Consider the following 16,573-nt stretch of genomic DNA (forward strand, 5'->3'; position numbering starts at 1 on the left):
GCCCTCTCGTGCCTGCTCGCGGCCTGCGCGGGCGAGACCGAGGGCTACGTCGGGACGACGTCGCGCGTCGGCAAGGACGTCACGACGTTCTACGTCAACAACGGCGACGAGCCGGAGTACCTCGATCCCGGCAAGGCCGTGGACTCCGTGAGCATCACGCTGCTCCACCAGATGTTCGAGGGGCTGACCAGCTACGCGCCCGGCGATCTCCACGCCACGCAGGGGGTCGCGGCGCGCTGGGAGCGGAGCGACGACAACCGGCTCTTCCGGTTCCACCTGCGGCCCGAGGCGCGCTGGTCGGACGGCAAGCCGGTGACGGCGCACGACTTCGAGTACGCGTGGAAGCGCGTGCTGCGCCCCTCCACGGCGTCGCTCGCCGCGACGAACCTGCACGTCCTCAAGAACGGCGAGCTCTTCAACCTGGGCAAGCTCAAGGCGCTGCGCGAGGGCGCGACGCTGCGCCGCGCGCCTCGTCCCGACGCTGCGCCCGCGCTCGATCTGCCCAAGGGGGCGTTCGTCGTCGTGCTCGGCCAGTCGCCCGCCCGGGTGACGTCGGCGGTGGCGCCTCTGCCGGCGCCGCCCGCCGGGGTGACCTCGGTGACGTACGCTGAGCCCGACGAGGCGACCGGCGCCGGCGAGCGGCTCTCGTTCGACGCGGCCGGCGCGACCCCGCCGCCCGCGGCGCGCGACGCCACCCCAGGCGGCGGGTGGCGGGGCGCCGAGGTCGCGCTCCTCGCGGCCGGCCCGCCGGTCGCCTGCAATGGCGCGGCCGATCGCTGGTTCGAGATCGAGGGACCAGCGGGCCGCGGCTTCCTCCCGGGCTGCCTGCTCGCGCCCGTGGAGGCCGCCGCGTACGCGCTGGTCGCGCCCCACGCGAGCCTCCCGACGTACGACCCCGCCGCGGCCCCAGGCGCTCGCGCCGCGCCGCCTTCCGGTTCCAGCGGGGCGACCGGGTTCGTCGCCACGTCTTCGCTCGTGGAGGACGACACCGCCGTGGGCGTGCGGGCACGCGACGACCTGACCCTCGACGTCGAGCTCGAGCAGCCGGCGCCGTACTTCACCGATCTCACGAGCTTCGTCACCCTGTTCCCGGTGCGCCGCGACGTCGTCGAGCCGTTCGAGGCGCGGGGCGAGCCGGAGCTCTGGTTTCGTCCCGAGAACATGGTGGTCAACGGGCCCTATCGGCTCGACGAGTGGAAGTTCCGGTACGAGATCACGATGAACCGGAACCCGGCGTACTGGGGCCACGACGAGCTCAGGATCCACCGGATCGTCTGGATGGAGATCGCCCAGCACAACGCCACCCTGCAGCTCTACAAGGCGGGGGACATCGACTACCTGGGAGACAACTGCGAGCTCCCGTACGACCACCGCAGCTGGCTGTCCGGGAAGAAGGATCTCCGGCGCAGCGAGTTCCTCTCCACGGTGTATTACGAGCTCAACACGAGGAAGCCGCCGGTCGACGATCCGCGCGTCCGGTGGGCGCTGAACCTCGCGATCGACAAGCGGGAGCTCGTCGAGAAGATCACGCGGCTCGGGAAGCCGGCGACCCACTACGTGCCCGACATCACGGGATCCGGCTACGCCGAGCAGGCGGCGGAGGACAGGGCGCGCGGCGTGGATCCGTTCTCGAGCCCCGAGGTCGGCCACGACCCGGCGCGCGCCCGCGCGCTGCTCGCCGAGGCCGGGTACGAGGTCGCCCGCGAGGGAGACGAGCTGCGGGCGAAGGGGTTTCCGCCGCTCGAGATCCTCTACAACACGGGGGAGGGGCACGCGCAGGTCGCCGTGGCCATCCAGGACATGTGGAAGCGCCACCTCGGGGTCTCCGCGACGCTGCGGAGCGAGGAGTGGCGGGTGATGCTCAAGGACCTCCGCGACGGCAACTTCCAGGTGATCCGGCTGGGCTGGCTGGCCGACTACAACCATCCGCAGACGTGGCTCGGGACGTTCCTGTCGCAGAGCCCCCAGAACCGGACCGGCTGGGCAGACGCGGAGTTCGACAAGGCGGTCGGCGAGGCGGCCGCGACGGCCGATCCCAGGGACAGCATCCGGCGCTTCCGGGCGGCCGAGCGGCGGGCGCTCGACGGGATGAGCAGGATACCGCTCTACTTCGAGGAGAAGCCGACCCTGGTGAAGCCGTGGGTGAGGGGGTTCATCCCCAACGCGCGGAACACGCAGCTCATCAAATGGCTCTGGATCGACCCGGACTGGCAGAAGCAGAAGGAGGGACCGGCCGGAGCGCCGCCGCCCGTGCTGGAGTTGCCGCCGCCGGGGCGGCTCGGGGGGTCATGACGGGCACGCGCAGCCTCCTCACCGACGCCTCGATCGGCGCGACGCACGTGCTCCTCTGGGGCGCCCGCGCCGCGGTCGAGATCTGCTGTCCAGGCCCCGGCGTGCTGCGCGTGCGCCACGCCCCCTCGTCCGCGGTGACCAGCTTCACGCACCCCGAGCTGCCCCCCAAACGCTCCTTCGCCGTGGTGGCAGACGGCGCGCTGCCGCTCTCCGCGCGCCGCGAGGGGGACACGCTCCACGTGAGCGCCGAGGGCGCCTCTCTCGAGATCTCGCTCGCCGCGGGCACATGGATCTTCAGCGACGCCGCGGGCCGCATCCTCGCGCGCAGCGAGGCCGTCTCGGGGCAGGTCCGGCCGGCGTTCCCCGTCGACGAGCTCCGGTCCAGGCTCTCGCTCGCGGCGCCGCCGGGCGAGGCCTACCTCGGGTTCGGCGAGAAGGTCGGCCCGCTCGACAAGCGCGGCCTGCGATTCACCTTCTGGAACACCGACGCTTTCCCGCCGCACGTGGAGTCCGACCCGCTCTACGCCTCGATCCCTTTCTTCATCGCCCTCCGCGGCGGGGTGGCCTGGGGCCTCTTCCTCGACGAGCCGTGGCGCTCGGAGGTCGATATCGCCCTGAACGACCCGACCCGCATCGAATGGGAGTCGCGGGGCCCCGAGCTCGACGTCTACCTCCTGGCCGGCCCGCATCCGGCCGACGTCCTCCGGCGCTACGCCGCGCTCACCGGGCGCCCGGCCATGCCGCCCCTCTGGAGCCTCGGGGCGCACCAGTCGCGCTGGGGCTACGAGACCGAGGACGACGTGCGCGGCGTCGTCCGCGGCTACCGCTCGCGCGGCCTCCCCCTCGACGTTGTCCACCTCGATATCGATTACATGGATGCTTATCGGGTCTGGACCTGGGACCGCTCGCGCTTCCCCGACCCGGCGCGGCTCGCGCGCGAGCTCGCGGCCGAGGGCGTCAAGCTGGTGACGATCGTCGACCCGGGGATCAAGGCCGACGAGGGATATGCCGTCTACGAGGAGGCGAGGGCGCGAGACTACCTCGTCCGGCTGCCGCGCGGCGGCCCCCTCGTGGGAGAGGTCTGGCCCGATCCGGCGGTCTTCCCCGATCTCACGCGCGAGGAGGTGCAGCGCTGGTGGGGTGATCTGCAAAAGCCGTTCGTCGACGCGGGCATCGCCGGCATCTGGAACGACATGAACGAGCCGGCGTGCTTCTCCGTCCGCCCCGACAGGGGCCTGCCGGCGCCGAGCGGCGGGCGCACCGCGGGCCTCGGCGCCATCGAGGGCAGCACGCTCCCCGACGACGCGCGCCACGGCGCCCGGCGCCACCTCGAGGTCCACAACGTCTATGGACTCGGCATGTCGCGGGCCGCCCACGAGGGCCTCGCGCGCCACGCGCCGGAGCGGCGCCCCTTCGTGCTGACGCGCGCCGCCTTCGCCGGCATCCAGCGGTACGCCGCGGTGTGGACGGGCGACTTCGCCAGCAACTTCACCCACCTGGAAGCATCCATCCCGATGCTGATCGGCCTCGGCCTCTCGGGCGTGCCGTTCGTGGGCGCGGACATCCCGGGCTTCACGGGGCGCGCGAACGGCGAGCTGCTCGTGCGCTGGATGCAGGCGGGGCTGTTCTATCCGCTGATGCGCAACCACGCGGCGAGGGGCAGGCCGGCGCAGGAGCCCTGGCGCTTCGGCGAGCCGTACCTCGGCCTCGCGCGCGCGGCGCTCGAGCGGCGTTACCGGCTCCTGCCGACCCTGTACACGCTCATGCAGGAGGCGACGGAGACGGGGATACCGGTCCTCCGGCCGCTGTCCTTCGCGGCGCCGGGCGACCCCGAGGCGCTCCACGCGTTCGATCAGCTCCTGTTCGGCGGCGATCTGCTCGTGGCGCCGGTGGTGCGGCCAGGGCAGTCGAAGCGGCTCGTGTACCTGCCCGCCGGCGCATGGATGGACTTCGCGAACCTGGAGCGCGCGGGGAGCGTGGACCAGGGCGGGCGCCACGTGATCGCCGATGCGCCGCTCGGGGTGGTCCCCGTGTGGCTGCGCGCCGGAGGCGCGGTGGCGCTCACCGCGCCTCGGATGCACACGACGAGCGCCAGCTGGGAGGAGATCACATGGCACGTCCACGCGGCGGAGCGCGTGAGCGGCCGCCTCCATGAGGACGAGGGCGACGGCCACGGCGCGTCGCGCGCCACCCGGATCGAGGGCGGCCTCGACGGCGCCACGTTCGCGCTCGAGCGCAGCGCGACAGGCGATCTGCCGCTCGCGCGCGAGGTGGAGACGATCCGCGTCCACGGCGTGCCGGCGCCGCGATCCGTGGTCGGGGCCAGGTCGCACCGCGCGATCGACGGGGGCGTCGAGATCGAGGTCGCGGCCCGCTGGCAGCGGATTGAATTCAAGGTGTCCTGATCGCGGCGGCGCCGCGCGCCGGGGCGGTCAGCGGTGCTTCATCACCCAGTCGATCGCCAGCCGCACCCGCGTGGAGAGCAGCCGCCGCGACGGGTACACCGCGAAGAGCTCGCGTGGCTCGACCGTGCGCCCCGTGATCGTGAGCTCGACGAGCGCCTTGCCCTGCTGCTCGATCACCTCGCGGGGCGCGCAGACCACGCCGAGCCCCTGCGCCGCGGCGGCGATCGCCACGCGCGGATCGTTCACGCAGAACTGCGCGCGCGGCCGGACCTCCTCGATGGATCCGTCCCGCCGGCGAAGGCGCCATGCGGCGCCGGGGTGGCTCAGGACCGCGGGCACGGACCCGAGCGACGCGCGCGCGAGCCGCGAGCGGCCCTCGAGGGCGTCCCGCACGAGGCGCGGCGACGCGGCCAGCGCGTACGGGAGCGACCACAGGCGCCGCGCCACGAGGTCGGCGTCCTGAACGGGCCCGGCGCGGAAGGCGAGATCGATGCCCTCCTCGACGAGGGGGACGACCGCGTTCGTGAGCGTGAGCTCCAGCGACAGGCGCGGGTGCCGGGCGGAGAAGGAGAACAGCGCCGGCGCGATCCGCTGCGCGCCCGTCATCACGGGCGCCGTCACCCGGAGCCTGCCCGCGGGCTCGTCCTCCCGATCCGCGGCCCGGTCGAGGACCGAGCCGAGCTCGTCGGGCATCGGCCTCGGCGTGGCCAGCGCCTGCCTCGAGCGCGGCGCGTCTCTGACCCTCGTGAGCCGCTCGCGCGAGCGCCTCGCGGGCGCCGCGGCCGAGCTCGGGGAGCCGCGCCGGGTGCGCACCTTCGCGGCCGACGCTACGCAGGAGGCCGAGGTGCGGAGTCTGTTCAACGAGCATCCGCCGGCGCGCCATGTGGTGGTGACGGCGGTGGAGGCGCATTATCAGCCGATTCGCGCGCTGGACATCGCCGCGGCGCGCCGCGTGATCGACTCGAAGCTCGTCGCGGCCCTCCACGTCGCCAAGCACGCGCGGATCGAGCCGGGCGGCTCGCTCACGTTCACGGCCGGGATCGCGGCGGAGCGGCCGGGGCCCGGCGGGGCGGTCGTGGCCGCGGTGAACGGCGCGCTCATGGCGCTCGTGCGCGCCCTGGCCGTGGAGCTCGCGCCGGTGCGCGTGAACGCGCTGTCGCCGGGCTGGGTCGACACGCCGGTCTGGGACTCCCTCGCGGGCGGCGCCAAGCAGGAGCGCTTCGCGCAGCACGCGCGCCGCCTCCCGGTCGGGCGCGTCGGCGCGCCCGCGGACATCGCCCACGCCGCGCTCTTCCTCATGGGAAACGGGTTCACCACGGGCGAGGTGCTGCGCGTCGACGGGGGACACCGCCTCGTCTGAGCCCGAGCCCGCCCAGGGTGGTGGCCGGATTCGACAGGTACGCAACGCGAGCGCAACACGAGCGCAACACGAAACAAGGGACGGCAAACGAGGGAAGCAAGAAAACCGCGGGGAGCGAGGGAGGCGCGCCGCAGCCGCCTGGCCCATCGAACAAGGCATGTTTCCCGAGCTTGCCGGCACACTTGCCGCAACGCTTCACCGCGCGATCGCCATGAGACGTGGTTGACAAAAGCCGCGAAATATGGTTGTTCTTCTGCTCCCTAGGAGTGCACAATGTACCCTCGTTCTTTCTTTCTTCTGACCTTCGCAGCGGTAGCCCTGGCGTGCTCTTCGGCGCCCGACGAGAGCAGCGGCCCGACCTCCGGGTCCGGCGGCAGCAGCGGGACGCCCGCGAGCAGCGGCGGGACGCCGACGAGCGGCGTTAGCAGCTCGACCGGCGACGACTTCGGGACCATCACGGGGGGCAACACGAGCGCCGGCGCAGGCGGCGCAGGCGGCAGCGATTGCAAGAGCGTCCTCGATGTCACGTATCGCGACTTCAAGGAAACGCACCCCGACTTCGAGATGCCCACCTTCAGGGGCGACGAGCCCCGCCGCAAGCTCATCGAGCCGACGCTCGACGGCGATCGGAAGCCGGTGTTCCTCGACTCGGTAGGCTGCTTCGCAGACAGGGAGACCCAGCTGGGCTGCAGGGACGGGGTCGGCACCCAGAAAACCATCACGAGCGAGGAATCCTTCAACCAGTGGTACCGGGACGTGCCGGGCGTGAACATGACGTTCACCAAGGAGCTCGCGCTCGAGGAATCGCCGCCCGGATCGGGGCAGTTCGTGTTCGAGAGCGCGGCGTTCTTCCCGCTGGCGCCGGACGAGGGGTTCGGGATCTCCCCGGCAGGCAGGGACCGGAACTTCCTCTTCACCACCGAGATCCACCTGATGTTTGGCTACGTCGCCGGTCAGAAGTTCACTTTCGTTGGCGACGACGACATCTGGATCTTCATCAACGGCAAGCTCGCGGTCGACCTCGGGAGCATGCACGGGCCGGAGACAGGCATCATCGACTTCGACGCCATGGCCGACGACCTCGGTATCTTCCCGGGCAACAACTACGCGATGGATATCTTCCACGCGGAGCGCCACACCGACGGGTCGAACTTCCGCGTCACGACCAACATCTCCTGCTTCGTGCCCGTCGACATCCCGCTGTGAGGCGTCCGGGCTCGCCCCGCGCCCTCTCGCAGGCGTGAGCCCGACATCCAACTTGGCGTCTTATGGCGCCTTGGCGGTTCCATCCTTCCTGCGAGGTGGGGGAATCCCCCGCCAGCCGGATTCAGACGTCGAGCGCGATGTTGTTGGGGTTGGCGGCGTCGATCTTGACCGGCACGACGAGGCCCGGCTGCACGCGCGGGATCGCCATCTGATGGATGACCGCGAGGATGGCCGCGCGGTAGGGCGGCGCGTTCGGGCGATACACCTCGAGGTCGACCCGGCACTGCGGCTGGTAGTTGATCATCGTGCCGGTGGGCTGGACGACGAGCACGCGGGCCTGCGCGGGCAGGCCCGTCATGCGCAGGTTGGCCGCCGCCGTCTGGGCCTGGATCATCTCGTTCGCGCCCGCGAGCATCTTGTTCGCGTTCTTCATCATGGGCAGAAAGACGGTGACGAACACCACGGCCATGACGCCCAGCACGACGAGGGTGATCACGATTCCTAAGAGGGGACCGGCGATCGACATGGGAGCCTCCACACGACTGCGTTGACGGGCCGGCGGTCGGCAGAGCGTGAGGGAGGACCCCGAGCTGCGCGTCGCGCCGGCGAGGGAGCGACCGATGCCACGGGGCTCCTCCGCGATCACCAGGGGAGCACGAAAGGGCGCCAGCGACAATCCTGCGGAGCGCGCCGCCGTCGCCGTGGCCTGGCCGCGGGAGAGGTGCGGCGATCGAAAAAGAGGCCAGATCCACCGAAAGCGCCGCCAGTGACGTGCTCCTCGGGCGGTGACAGGCTCCTCTCCCATGAACGATGACAGGAGGAATGGCCGATGACCAACCGCGTTGAGCCACTCAACTTCAGCGACGAAGCGCACTGGACCGCCATGGCGGCCAGCTACGAGCGCTGGGCCGAGCCGTTGACGGCGGGCTTCGCGCGCGCGGCGCTGTCGCTGGCGGGCGGGATCGGGCACGGCGAGCGCGTGCTCGACGTCGCCGCAGGGACGGGCGCCCTGGCGCTGGCCGCGGCCGAGGCGGGCGCGCGCGTGCTCGCGACCGATCTCTCGCGCGGCATGGCGGCGCGCGTGCGCGAGCGACTGCAGCCCTTCACAGGGAGCGAGGCGCGGGTGATGGACGGGCAGGCGCTGGACGTGGAGGACGCGACCTTCGATGTCAGCTGCTCCATGTTCGGCGTCATGATGTTCCCCGACTGGCGCCGCGGCATGGCCGAGCTCGTCCGCGCGACCCGGCCCGGGGGCCGGGTCGTCGTGGCGGCCTGGTCGAGCGCGGAGGGGGCAGGCCCGGCGCCGCTCTTCCTGCAGGCCTATCGCCGCACCTTCCCGGAGGCGCCGATCCAGCCGCCGCCCCAGGGCATGACGGTGCTGTGCTCACTGGAGGGCCTGAAGGCCGAGATGCTCGGGGCCGGGTGTGGCGAGGTCGCCGTGCACGCGGTCGAAGGCGCATGGGGCGGAGCTTCGGTGGACCACGTCATGGCGGATCTCGACGAGATCCTGCGCTTCATGCCCATCTACGCCGCGCTGGACGGCGATGGGCGCGCTCGGCTACGCGGACCGCTGCGGGCCGCCATCGCGTCCTTCGCCGAACCTGGCGGGGCCGTGCGTGTCCCCGTGACGGCGAACATCGCGATCGGCCGCAAACCCCGCTGACCGAGGAACGCAGCGCGGCCCGTCCTGTCGGATCGCGCTGCATTCCTTCTCGACGCGACGCCTGACGGGCCGCGCAGCTGTCCATGGGGAAGGGCGCCCCTGGCCGGCGCCGAGCCCGGCGCGGTCACCGGGTGAGCTTCACGACGATCATCGATTCCTTCTCACCGGGGCTCGAGATCGGTCCGGCGCCAAAATCGATCGTGCCCTTGAGCTTCCCGACGGCGACGAGCGCTCCGTTGGGGCCGAGGGCGATCTGGGTTAGCCCTCCGTACTCGGACGGCTCGAACGCGACGTTGCAGAAGTCATCGCCGCTCGGGTCGAGCCCGGCGACGAACATGCCCACGAGCTGCGTGGTGAGCGGACCGCAACCGAGGTCCGTGCCATCGAGGTAGGTGCCGGCGAGCCACGTGTTGCCGGCGGCATCGGTGGCGAGCCCCCTCGCTCGTCACGGGGCCGCCGCCGAGATCCGTCGTTCCTCCGAATCGGCCCTCGATCGCGATATTCCCCGACGCGTCGGCCGCGATGGCCAACCCGACCTGGGCCTCAACCACGGAGGAGAGATCGCCGAACCGCCGGCTCCAGAGGTGGTTGCCGACCGGATCGAGCTTGAGGACGAACGCGTCGATATTGCCCGTGCCCACGAGAGGACCGCCCCCGAAGTCGACGGTGCCATCGAAGCCTCCCGTCACAAGGATGTTCCCGTCGGCGTCGACAGCGAGGGCGTAGGGCTCAACGTTGTCGAACTGGCGGGCGAAATCGAGCGCGAGGCACCCCGCATCACACACGGGAGCGCTGCCGCCGGTGCCGCTGCTGCCGGTGTTGCTGCTGCTGCTACCAGCGCCGCCTTCCCCTGCCTCCGGGCCGGTCCCAGACGTCGCTTCCCCGTCGTCCACGCTGACGCTGACGCTGCATCCGAGCGTGGCCAGCACAGCCGCCAGAGAAAGATGCCTCAAGCAAGACGCTCTTCCGTTCATCGCTGCCTCCCTCGCCGCGACGATATCATCGCTCGAGGCGGAGCACGGATGAGGCGTTCGGGAAAGCCGGACCCCGACGCCGGTGCGCGCGAGTGACGCGCCTCGATCGCGAGCGTGACGAGCCGCGGCGCAGCGCGGCGTCGGGCCGCGCGGCCCGGGGTGGGACCGGGCCGCGGGCCGCCGGGATCAGCCGGTCACGTTGTCCCACGCGACGGCCGTCGGCCCGAGGAGCGAGCGCCCGCCGCTCGCGATGACCTCTCGGTACCAGGAGAACGAGTCCTTGGGGATCCGTCGCTGCGTCGCGTAATCGACGTAGACGAGCCCGAAGCGATCCTTGTAGCCCTCGGCCCACTCGAAGTTGTCGAGGAGCGACCAGGCCCAGTACCCGACGACCGGGACGCCCTCCTGGACGGCCCGCGCCAGGCCGAGCAGGTACCGGTGCATGACGTCGATGCGCTTCGGGTCGTGCACCTTGCCGTCGAGGAAGACCTGGTCCCGCGTCGCCAGGCCGTGCTCGGTGATCCCGATGGGCAGCTTGTACCGCTCCCAGAAGTACCTCGATCCCCAGTAGAGCGTGCTGGGGACGATCTGCAGCCAGTCGAGCGTCCCGCGCGGGTAGCCCGGCGGGGAGACGACGCGCTCCGGCCTGCCGTCCTTGCCCTGCCGCCACGTGCCCGCCGAGTACATGTTGAGCCCGAGGTAGTCGATCGGCCGCTTGATCTGGTCGAAGTCGCTTGCGGGGAACTCGGGCATGTCGTCGCCGAAGAGCCGGAGGCCGCTCTCCGGATACCGCCCCTCGAGCACCGGACAGATCCACCAGGCGTTGTTCCACGGGTTCTTGTCATAGACCGAGAAGATCGCCTCGCGCGCCGCCTCGATGTCCCCCGGGTCCTCGGTCGCCGGGCGCTGCACCTGGGTGGCGAGCACGTAGCCGATCTTCGCCGCCGTGGCCGCGGCGCGCAGGGCGTCCACCTGCTTGCCGTGCGCCCGCATCTGGTTGTGGGCGGCGGTCAGGTACTCCCGGTAGGGGAGCTTGAGCCCGGGGGCGAAGACCCCGTTGAGGAGCGCGTTGCCGATGAACGCCTGCGGCTCGTTCTGCGTCACCCACCAGGGCACGCGATCGCCGAGCCGCCGGGCGACGACGGTCGTGTAGTCCGCGAACCAGTCGGCGACGTCGCGCTGGAGGAACCCGCCGCGATCCTGGAGCGCCTGGGGGAAGTCCCAGTGGAAGAGCGTGCACATGGGCACGATGCCGGCGCGGAGGAGCTCGTCGACGAGGCGATCGTAGAAGTCGAGCCCCTTCGGGTTGACCTTGCCCGTGCCGTCCGGGAGGACCCGATTCCACGAGACGCTGAAGCGGTAGCTCTTGACCCCGAGCTCGGCGAGCAGCCCGACATCTTCCTTGTAACGGTGGTAGTGGTCGCAGGCGACGTCTCCCGTGTGCCCTTCGAAGACCTTCCCAGGGGTGTTCGAGAAGACGTCCCACACGGAGGGCGTCCGGCCATCCTCGCTGGCGGCGCCTTCGATCTGGTAGGCCGCGGTGGCCGTGCCCCACAGGAAGTCCGCGGGAAACGGCGCGGCCGTCGCGTTTGCTCGGCCCGTGCCGGCCGAGGCGGCGGTCACAGGCGGGGGCGCGGAGGAGGGCGAGGCGGGAGAGGCGTTGCTCGCGGGGAGCGACTCGGAAGGATGGAGAGCCATGGAGGCATCATCCACGGCGCGCGCGGGACAGCAATGGGTTCGATGCGCGTCGGCTTCGATGCGCGTCGGTGAACGCGCCGGTCGCTTGACGGCCCAGCGCGGCTCGACAACATGGGCGGCATGCTCGCGATCCGACCGAAAGCCGCAGGCGGCCCCGAGGTGATGACGCTGGAGGAGCTCCCGACGCCCGCGCCGGGCCCGGGGGAAGCCGTGGTCCGCGTCGAGGCCGCGGGGGTGAACTTCATCGACATCTACCAGCGGAGCGGCCAGTACAAGCTCGAGCCGCCCATCCCGCTCGGCCTCGAGGGCGCGGGGCGCGTCGAGGCGGTGGGGCCGTCCGTCACCGAGGTGAGGGAAGGGGACGAGGTCGCGTGGACCGGCGGCCCCGGCTCGTACGCGACGCACGTCCGGATCCCGGCCGCGAAGCTCGTCCCCGTGCCCGCGGGCGTCGGCGCGAGGCGCGCCGCGGCCGCGATGCTCCAGGGCATCACCGCGCAGTACCTCGTGCGCTCCACGTTCCCGCTCGGCCCCGGCCACACGTGCCTCATCCACGCGGCCGCGGGCGGGGTCGGCCTCCTCCTGTGCCAGATGGCGAAGCGGCTCGGCGCGCGCGTGATCGGCACCGTCTCGACCGAGGAGAAGGCGCGCCTCGCGCGAGACGCGGGCGCCGACGAGGTGATCCTGTACACAAAGGCCGATTTCGAGGCGGAGGCGCGCCGGCTCACGGGCGGCGCCGGCGTCCACGTCATCTACGACGGCGTGGGGAGCGACACGTTCGCGAAGGGCCTGGGCGCGCTCCGCCTGCGCGGCACGATGGTGCTCTTCGGCCAGTCGAGCGGCCCGGTGCCGTCGTTCGACCCGCAGATCCTGAACCAGAAGGGGTCGCTCTACCTCACGCGGCCGAGCCTCGGCCACTACACAGCGACGCGCGAGGAGCTGCTCGAGCGCTCCGCCGACGTGCTCGGCGCGATCGCGCGCGGCGAGCTCACGATCTCGATCGGCGCCACGTACCCCCTCGCCGACGCGGCGGAGGCGCACCGCGCGCTCGCCGGGCGGGCGACGACGGGGAAGGTGCTGCTCATCCCGTAACGGACGGAATCGTCGCGCGGAGGCGCGATTCGAAGCACGGAGGAGCTTGGGAGTTCGGCCCCGCGGCGGGAGCTCCTTGTCTCTCTGTTTCTTTCTCAGGCGTGCAGACGTGCGCTGTACGCGAGCCGTCTCCGGCCAATCCAACCGTTGACCGTGTCGTCTTCGGGCCGGTACGCTCCCGGCCCGGAGGTGCTCATTCCATGGCCGAACGTCCCACGCTTGCTCCCGAGAAGATCTCGGACACGGTGAAGTCGCAGATCGCCGGATTTCATCGGTCCATCATCGACGAGGTCGCGGCGGCGGTGAGCCGCGACCGGGTGGTCGTCGTCGGGATGGCCCAGAATCCCTTCGTGAAGAAGGCGCGCCAGCTGCTCGACGGAGAGGGCGTGAAATATACCTACCTGGAGTACGGGAGTTACCTCTCCAGGTGGAAGGAGCGGCTCGCCATCAAGCTATGGGCGGGCTTTCCGACGTTCCCGATGGTGTTCGTCGGCGGGGTCCTCGAGGGCGGCTACGCGGAGCTCGTGAAGCTCCGCGACCAGGGCAAGCTCAAGGGCTAGCCGTGAACAGGCGCGCATGAACGCCGGACACAGCGCGCAGGCCGCCTCGGCCGCTGCGCTTCGCGCGGCGCGACGTGCCGCGCGAAACGCCGCGGTCGACCGGCGGTTCCGTGATATGCGGGAGGTCGCGGCGCGCGCTCGCGGCGATCGCGGCGGTCGCCGCGCTGAAGGAAGGCAGCTCGGAGGCACCTCGTGACATCGCTCGGGATCCACGGAAGGCGGCGGGATGACGGGGCGGACGGCGCGGCCCGACGGCCGGGAGGCGGCGCGCCGTGAGCTCCTACGCCATCAAGCGGCTGCTCTCCATCATTCCCACGCTCTTCCTCGTCGCCACCCTGGTGTTCGTCCTTGTGCGCATCGTGCCGGGCGGCCCGTTCGACCAGGAGCGGGCCGTGCCCGTCGAGGTCCAGCGGCAGCTCGACGCCAAGTACCACCTGAACGATCCGGTGCTGAAGCAGTATGGCGACTGGCTCCTTGCGCTCGTCACCCGAGGCGACCTGGGCCCGACGTTCAAGTACCCGAACCGCACCGTCAACGAGATCATCGCGCTCAGCCTGCCCGTGTCGATGCAGCTCGGGTGCTGGGCGATGCTCTTCGCCCTCGCGACGGGCATCCCGCTCGGCATCATCGGCGCGATCCGCCAGAACACCTGGAAGGACACGGCGGCCATGGGGGTCGCCATGGTCGGCCTCAGCGTGCCGCGGTACGTGCTCGCCCCGCTGCTCATGCTCGTCTTCTCGCTCAAGCTCTACTGGTTCCCGGTGGCGCGCTGGGAGACGTGGCGGCACATGGTGCTGCCCGTCATCTGCGCCGGGCTCCCGGTCGCGGCCTACATCGCCCGGCTGACGCGCGGCGGGATGCTCGAGGTGATCCGCTCGGATTTCATCCGCACCGCCCGCGCCAAGGGGCTCTCCGAGCGCAAGGTCGTCCTGAAGCACGCGCTCCGGGGCGGGCTGCTCCCGGTCGTGAGCTTCCTTGGCCCCGGCTTCAGCGGCCTGCTCGTCGGCTCCCTCGTCGTCGAGAAGATCTTCAACATCCCCGGCATGGGCCGCTACTTCGTCGAGGCGGCCACGAACCGCGACTACAACCTCGTGATGGGGGTCATGCTCGTCTACGGCTTCCTGCTCATGCTCTTCAACGCGATCGTCGACGTGGCGTACGCCTTCATCGACCCGCGGGTGGAGCTGCGCTGACCATGCTCCACGCCGCCCTCCCGCAGCCCGCCGCCCCCGGCGATCCGCCCGCCGCCCCTGGCGGCGCGGGCGGCGCGGCGCCGAGCCCGGCCGGCCCGCTGCGGCTCGACGCGCTGGAGCAGGGATCGAGCCTCGGCCGCGACGCCTGGCGGCGGCTCCGGAAGAACCGCGCCGCGGTCGCCTGCGGCGTCGTGCTCATCGCGATGATCCTCGCCTGCATCCTCGTCCCGGAGCTGTCGAGCTACCGGTACGACAAGGCGGATCTCAAGCTCGGCGCGCAGCCCCCGTCGCTCGCCCACTGGATGGGCACCGACTACTTCGGCCGCGACCTGATGGCCCGCGTCTTCTTCGGCGGGCGCATCTCGTTCGCCGTCGGCATCGTCGCGACGCTCGTGAGCTTCGTCATCGGCGTGAGCTGGGGCGGGGTCGCCGGGTACTTCGGCGGCAAGGTCGACGCGATCATGATGCGCATCGTGGACGTGCTCTACACGTTCCCGTTCCTCATCCTCGTCATCCTGCTGATGGTCTTCTTCGCGAACGACCAGACGGTCCTCTACCGCGCCTGGAAGGTAGCGCTCGGCCTCTTCGTCAAGGAGCCTTCGGACCCGAGCTATTTCCCCATCTTCCAGATCGTCGTCGTCTTCGCGGCCCTCGGCGGCATCTCCTGGCTCACCATGGCCCGCATCGTCCGCGGGCAGGTCATCGCGCTGCGCGGCCAGCCGTTCATCGAGTCGGCGCGCTCGATCGGCGTCGGGCACGCCGCGCTGATCTTCCGGCACCTCGTGCCGAACGCGGTCGGCCCGATCATCGTCTACACGACGCTCACCATCCCCGAGGTGATGATGACCGAGGCGTTCCTGAGCTTCCTCGGCCTCGGCACGCAGGAGCCGCTGTCGAGCTGGGGCCTGCTCGCGTCCACCGGCGCCGACGCGATGGACCTCTTCCCCTGGCAGCTCGTCTTCCCGGCGCTGATGCTCGCGCTCACGCTGATCTGCTTCAACTTCCTCGGCGACGGGCTCCGCGACGCCCTGGATCCTCGCATCCGAAAGGACTGAAGGGCGCCGCGCCCCGTCTCCGGGGCGCGTACCGGCACGGACCATGCAACCATGCTGATCGAGGTCAAGAACCTGAAGACCCACTTCTTCACCGAGGAGGGGGTGGTCCGCGCGGTCGATGGCATCTCCTTCAGCCTCGATCGCGGCGAGGTCCTCGGCATCGTCGGCGAGTCCGGCTCGGGCAAGAGCGTGACGAGCCTCTCCCTCCTGCGGCTCATCCCCGACCCGCCGGGCAGGATCGTCGGTGGCCAGATCCTTCTCGAGTCCGAGGGCGGCGTCGTCGAGGACCTCGTGGAGGCGAGCGAGGCGCGGATGGAGCGCGTCCGCGGCGACCGGATCGCGATGATCTTCCAGGACCCGATGACGTCGCTGAACCCCTATCTCCGGGTGAGCGAGCAGCTCATCGAGGTGCTGGAGCTCCACCGCGGCATGGGCCGCGCCGAGGCGCGCCGGCGCAGCGTCGAGATGCTGCAAGCGGTCGGGATCCCCGCGGCGGGGTCGCGGATCGACGACTACCCGCACCAGCTCTCGGGCGGGATGCGGCAGCGCGTGATGATCGCGATGGCGCTCCTGTGCGACCCCGATCTGCTGATCGCCGACGAGCCGACGACGGCGCTCGACGTCACGATCCAGGCGCAGATCCTGGACCTGATCGGGGAGCGGAAGGAGGCGCTCGGCGCGGCCGTCCTCCTCATCACGCACGACCTCGGCGTCGTGGCGAAGATGGCCGATCGCGTCGCGGTCATGTACGCCGGGCGCATCGTCGAGGAGGGCCCCGTCGGCGCCATCTTCCACGCGGCCCGGCACCCGTACACCATCGGCCTGTCGCGCTCGATCCCGCGGCTCGACGACGCGCGCGGCGCGGATCTCGTCCCCATCCCCGGGATGCCGCCCTCGCTCGCGCGCCTGCCGCCGGGCTGCCCGTTCCACCCGCGCTGCGCGCACGCGATCGCGGCGTGCCGGGAGGAGGCGCCGCCGCCGCGCGTCGTCTCGGGCGAGGGCAACAGGAAGGCGCTGCACGTCGTGCGGTGCCACGTCGAGGACGTCGCAGGACGAGCGTCATGACCACCGCCCGAAC

15 protein-coding genes are annotated in these 16,573 nt (G+C 71.3%); 10 read left to right on the forward strand and 5 right to left on the reverse strand.

Annotation, left to right across the window (positions count from 1 at the left end):
- The first annotated feature begins 147 nt into the window (after positions 1 to 147).
- Positions 148 to 2,292, forward strand: coding sequence for a peptide ABC transporter substrate-binding protein (locus WME97_RS19100; protein WP_437553653.1), 2,145 nt, complete (start codon positions 148 to 150; stop codon positions 2,290 to 2,292).
- Complete coding sequence (locus tag WME97_RS19105) at positions 2,289 to 4,697, forward strand: glycoside hydrolase family 31 protein (protein WP_437553655.1); 2,409 nt, start codon at positions 2,289 to 2,291, stop codon at positions 4,695 to 4,697. The genes WME97_RS19100 and WME97_RS19105 overlap by 4 nt, the downstream gene beginning before the upstream one ends.
- A 27-nt stretch (positions 4,698 to 4,724) precedes the next feature.
- On the opposite strand, the gene WME97_RS19110 is transcribed toward WME97_RS19105, so the two are convergent.
- Positions 4,725 to 5,390, reverse strand: coding sequence for a substrate binding domain-containing protein (locus tag WME97_RS19110; RefSeq protein ID WP_437553657.1), 666 nt, complete (start codon positions 5,388 to 5,390; stop codon positions 4,725 to 4,727).
- On the opposite strand from WME97_RS19110, the gene WME97_RS19115 reads away from it, so the two are divergent.
- Entirely contained in the window at positions 5,326 to 6,057 is a 732-nt protein-coding gene (locus WME97_RS19115; RefSeq protein WP_437555435.1) for an SDR family oxidoreductase, read from the forward strand. The genes WME97_RS19110 and WME97_RS19115 overlap by 65 nt on opposite strands.
- A gap of 273 nt (positions 6,058 to 6,330) precedes the next feature.
- Positions 6,331 to 7,263, forward strand: a complete 933-nt coding sequence (locus tag WME97_RS19120) for a fibro-slime domain-containing protein (protein ID WP_437553659.1) — start codon at positions 6,331 to 6,333, stop codon at positions 7,261 to 7,263.
- Between the two features lie 121 nt (positions 7,264 to 7,384).
- Here WME97_RS19120 and WME97_RS19125 read toward each other — a convergent pair whose 3' ends face one another.
- Positions 7,385 to 7,789: a hypothetical protein gene (locus tag WME97_RS19125; RefSeq protein WP_437553661.1), complete on the reverse strand. Its 405-nt coding sequence runs from the start codon at positions 7,787 to 7,789 to the stop codon at positions 7,385 to 7,387.
- A 303-nt stretch (positions 7,790 to 8,092) separates the two neighbouring features.
- Between WME97_RS19125 and WME97_RS19130 the strand changes: the two genes are divergently transcribed.
- Positions 8,093 to 8,926 carry a class I SAM-dependent methyltransferase gene (locus WME97_RS19130; protein WP_437553662.1) on the forward strand — a complete coding sequence of 278 codons (834 nt, stop codon included), beginning with the start codon at positions 8,093 to 8,095 and terminating at the stop codon, positions 8,924 to 8,926.
- Between the two features lie 124 nt (positions 8,927 to 9,050).
- Here the strand turns inward: WME97_RS19130 and WME97_RS19135 are convergent, their stop codons facing one another.
- From WME97_RS19135 to WME97_RS19145, 3 genes are all read right to left on the reverse strand, one after another.
- Positions 9,051 to 9,263 (reverse strand): hypothetical protein, encoded by a 213-nt coding sequence (locus WME97_RS19135; protein WP_437553664.1) that lies wholly within the window; start codon positions 9,261 to 9,263, stop codon positions 9,051 to 9,053.
- Positions 9,229 to 9,879 carry a hypothetical protein gene (locus WME97_RS19140; protein ID WP_437553666.1) on the reverse strand — a complete coding sequence of 217 codons (651 nt, stop codon included), beginning with the start codon at positions 9,877 to 9,879 and terminating at the stop codon, positions 9,229 to 9,231. The genes WME97_RS19135 and WME97_RS19140 overlap by 35 nt, the downstream gene beginning before the upstream one ends.
- Before the next feature lie 207 nt (positions 9,880 to 10,086).
- On the reverse strand, positions 10,087 to 11,598 hold the full coding sequence (locus tag WME97_RS19145; RefSeq protein ID WP_437553668.1) for a GH1 family beta-glucosidase: 1,512 nt from the start codon (positions 11,596 to 11,598) through the stop codon (positions 10,087 to 10,089).
- A 120-nt stretch (positions 11,599 to 11,718) separates the two neighbouring features.
- Between WME97_RS19145 and WME97_RS19150 the strand changes: the two genes are divergently transcribed.
- The 5 genes from WME97_RS19150 to WME97_RS19170 all read left to right on the forward strand — a co-directional run bounded on the left by WME97_RS19150 (position 11,719) and on the right by WME97_RS19170 (position 16,560).
- Positions 11,719 to 12,687 (forward strand): quinone oxidoreductase family protein, encoded by a 969-nt coding sequence (locus WME97_RS19150; RefSeq protein ID WP_437553670.1) that lies wholly within the window; start codon positions 11,719 to 11,721, stop codon positions 12,685 to 12,687.
- 200 nt (positions 12,688 to 12,887) lie between these two features.
- Entirely contained in the window at positions 12,888 to 13,247 is a 360-nt protein-coding gene (locus WME97_RS19155) for a glutaredoxin domain-containing protein (protein WP_437553672.1), read from the forward strand.
- A gap of 272 nt (positions 13,248 to 13,519) precedes the next feature.
- Positions 13,520 to 14,440 (forward strand): ABC transporter permease, encoded by a 921-nt coding sequence (locus WME97_RS19160; protein ID WP_012236088.1) that lies wholly within the window; start codon positions 13,520 to 13,522, stop codon positions 14,438 to 14,440.
- Between the two features lie 2 nt (positions 14,441 to 14,442).
- Positions 14,443 to 15,495, forward strand: a complete 1,053-nt coding sequence (locus WME97_RS19165) for an ABC transporter permease (RefSeq protein WP_437553674.1) — start codon at positions 14,443 to 14,445, stop codon at positions 15,493 to 15,495.
- Positions 15,496 to 15,546: 51 nt separating this feature from the next.
- The gene (locus WME97_RS19170; protein WP_437553676.1) at positions 15,547 to 16,560 is read left to right on the forward strand and encodes an ABC transporter ATP-binding protein; all 1,014 of its coding nucleotides are present in this window, start codon (positions 15,547 to 15,549) and stop codon (positions 16,558 to 16,560) included.
- Positions 16,561 to 16,573: the final 13 nt, after the last annotated feature.

Origin of the sequence: Sorangium sp. So ce367, assembly GCF_051520455.1 — a bacterium.
Classification (GTDB): Bacteria; Myxococcota_A; Polyangia; order Polyangiales; family Polyangiaceae; genus Sorangium; species Sorangium cellulosum_B.

Coding starts and splice junctions, on each gene's coding strand:
- WME97_RS19120 (WP_437553659.1), top strand. CDS start 6,331: ATGTACCCTCGTTCTTTCTTTCTTCTGACCTTCGCAGCGGTAGCCCTG.
- WME97_RS19125 (WP_437553661.1), bottom strand. CDS start 7,789: ATGTCGATCGCCGGTCCCCTCTTAGGAATCGTGATCACCCTCGTCGTG.
- WME97_RS19110 (WP_437553657.1), bottom strand. CDS start 5,390: ATGCCCGACGAGCTCGGCTCGGTCCTCGACCGGGCCGCGGATCGGGAG.
- WME97_RS19145 (WP_437553668.1), bottom strand. CDS start 11,598: ATGGCTCTCCATCCTTCCGAGTCGCTCCCCGCGAGCAACGCCTCTCCC.
- WME97_RS19150 (WP_437553670.1), top strand. CDS start 11,719: ATGCTCGCGATCCGACCGAAAGCCGCAGGCGGCCCCGAGGTGATGACG.
- WME97_RS19155 (WP_437553672.1), top strand. CDS start 12,888: ATGGCCGAACGTCCCACGCTTGCTCCCGAGAAGATCTCGGACACGGTG.
- WME97_RS19165 (WP_437553674.1), top strand. CDS start 14,443: ATGCTCCACGCCGCCCTCCCGCAGCCCGCCGCCCCCGGCGATCCGCCC.
- WME97_RS19135 (WP_437553664.1), bottom strand. CDS start 9,263: ATGTTCGTCGCCGGGCTCGACCCGAGCGGCGATGACTTCTGCAACGTC.
- WME97_RS19170 (WP_437553676.1), top strand. CDS start 15,547: ATGCTGATCGAGGTCAAGAACCTGAAGACCCACTTCTTCACCGAGGAG.
- WME97_RS19130 (WP_437553662.1), top strand. CDS start 8,093: ATGACCAACCGCGTTGAGCCACTCAACTTCAGCGACGAAGCGCACTGG.
- WME97_RS19105 (WP_437553655.1), top strand. CDS start 2,289: ATGACGGGCACGCGCAGCCTCCTCACCGACGCCTCGATCGGCGCGACG.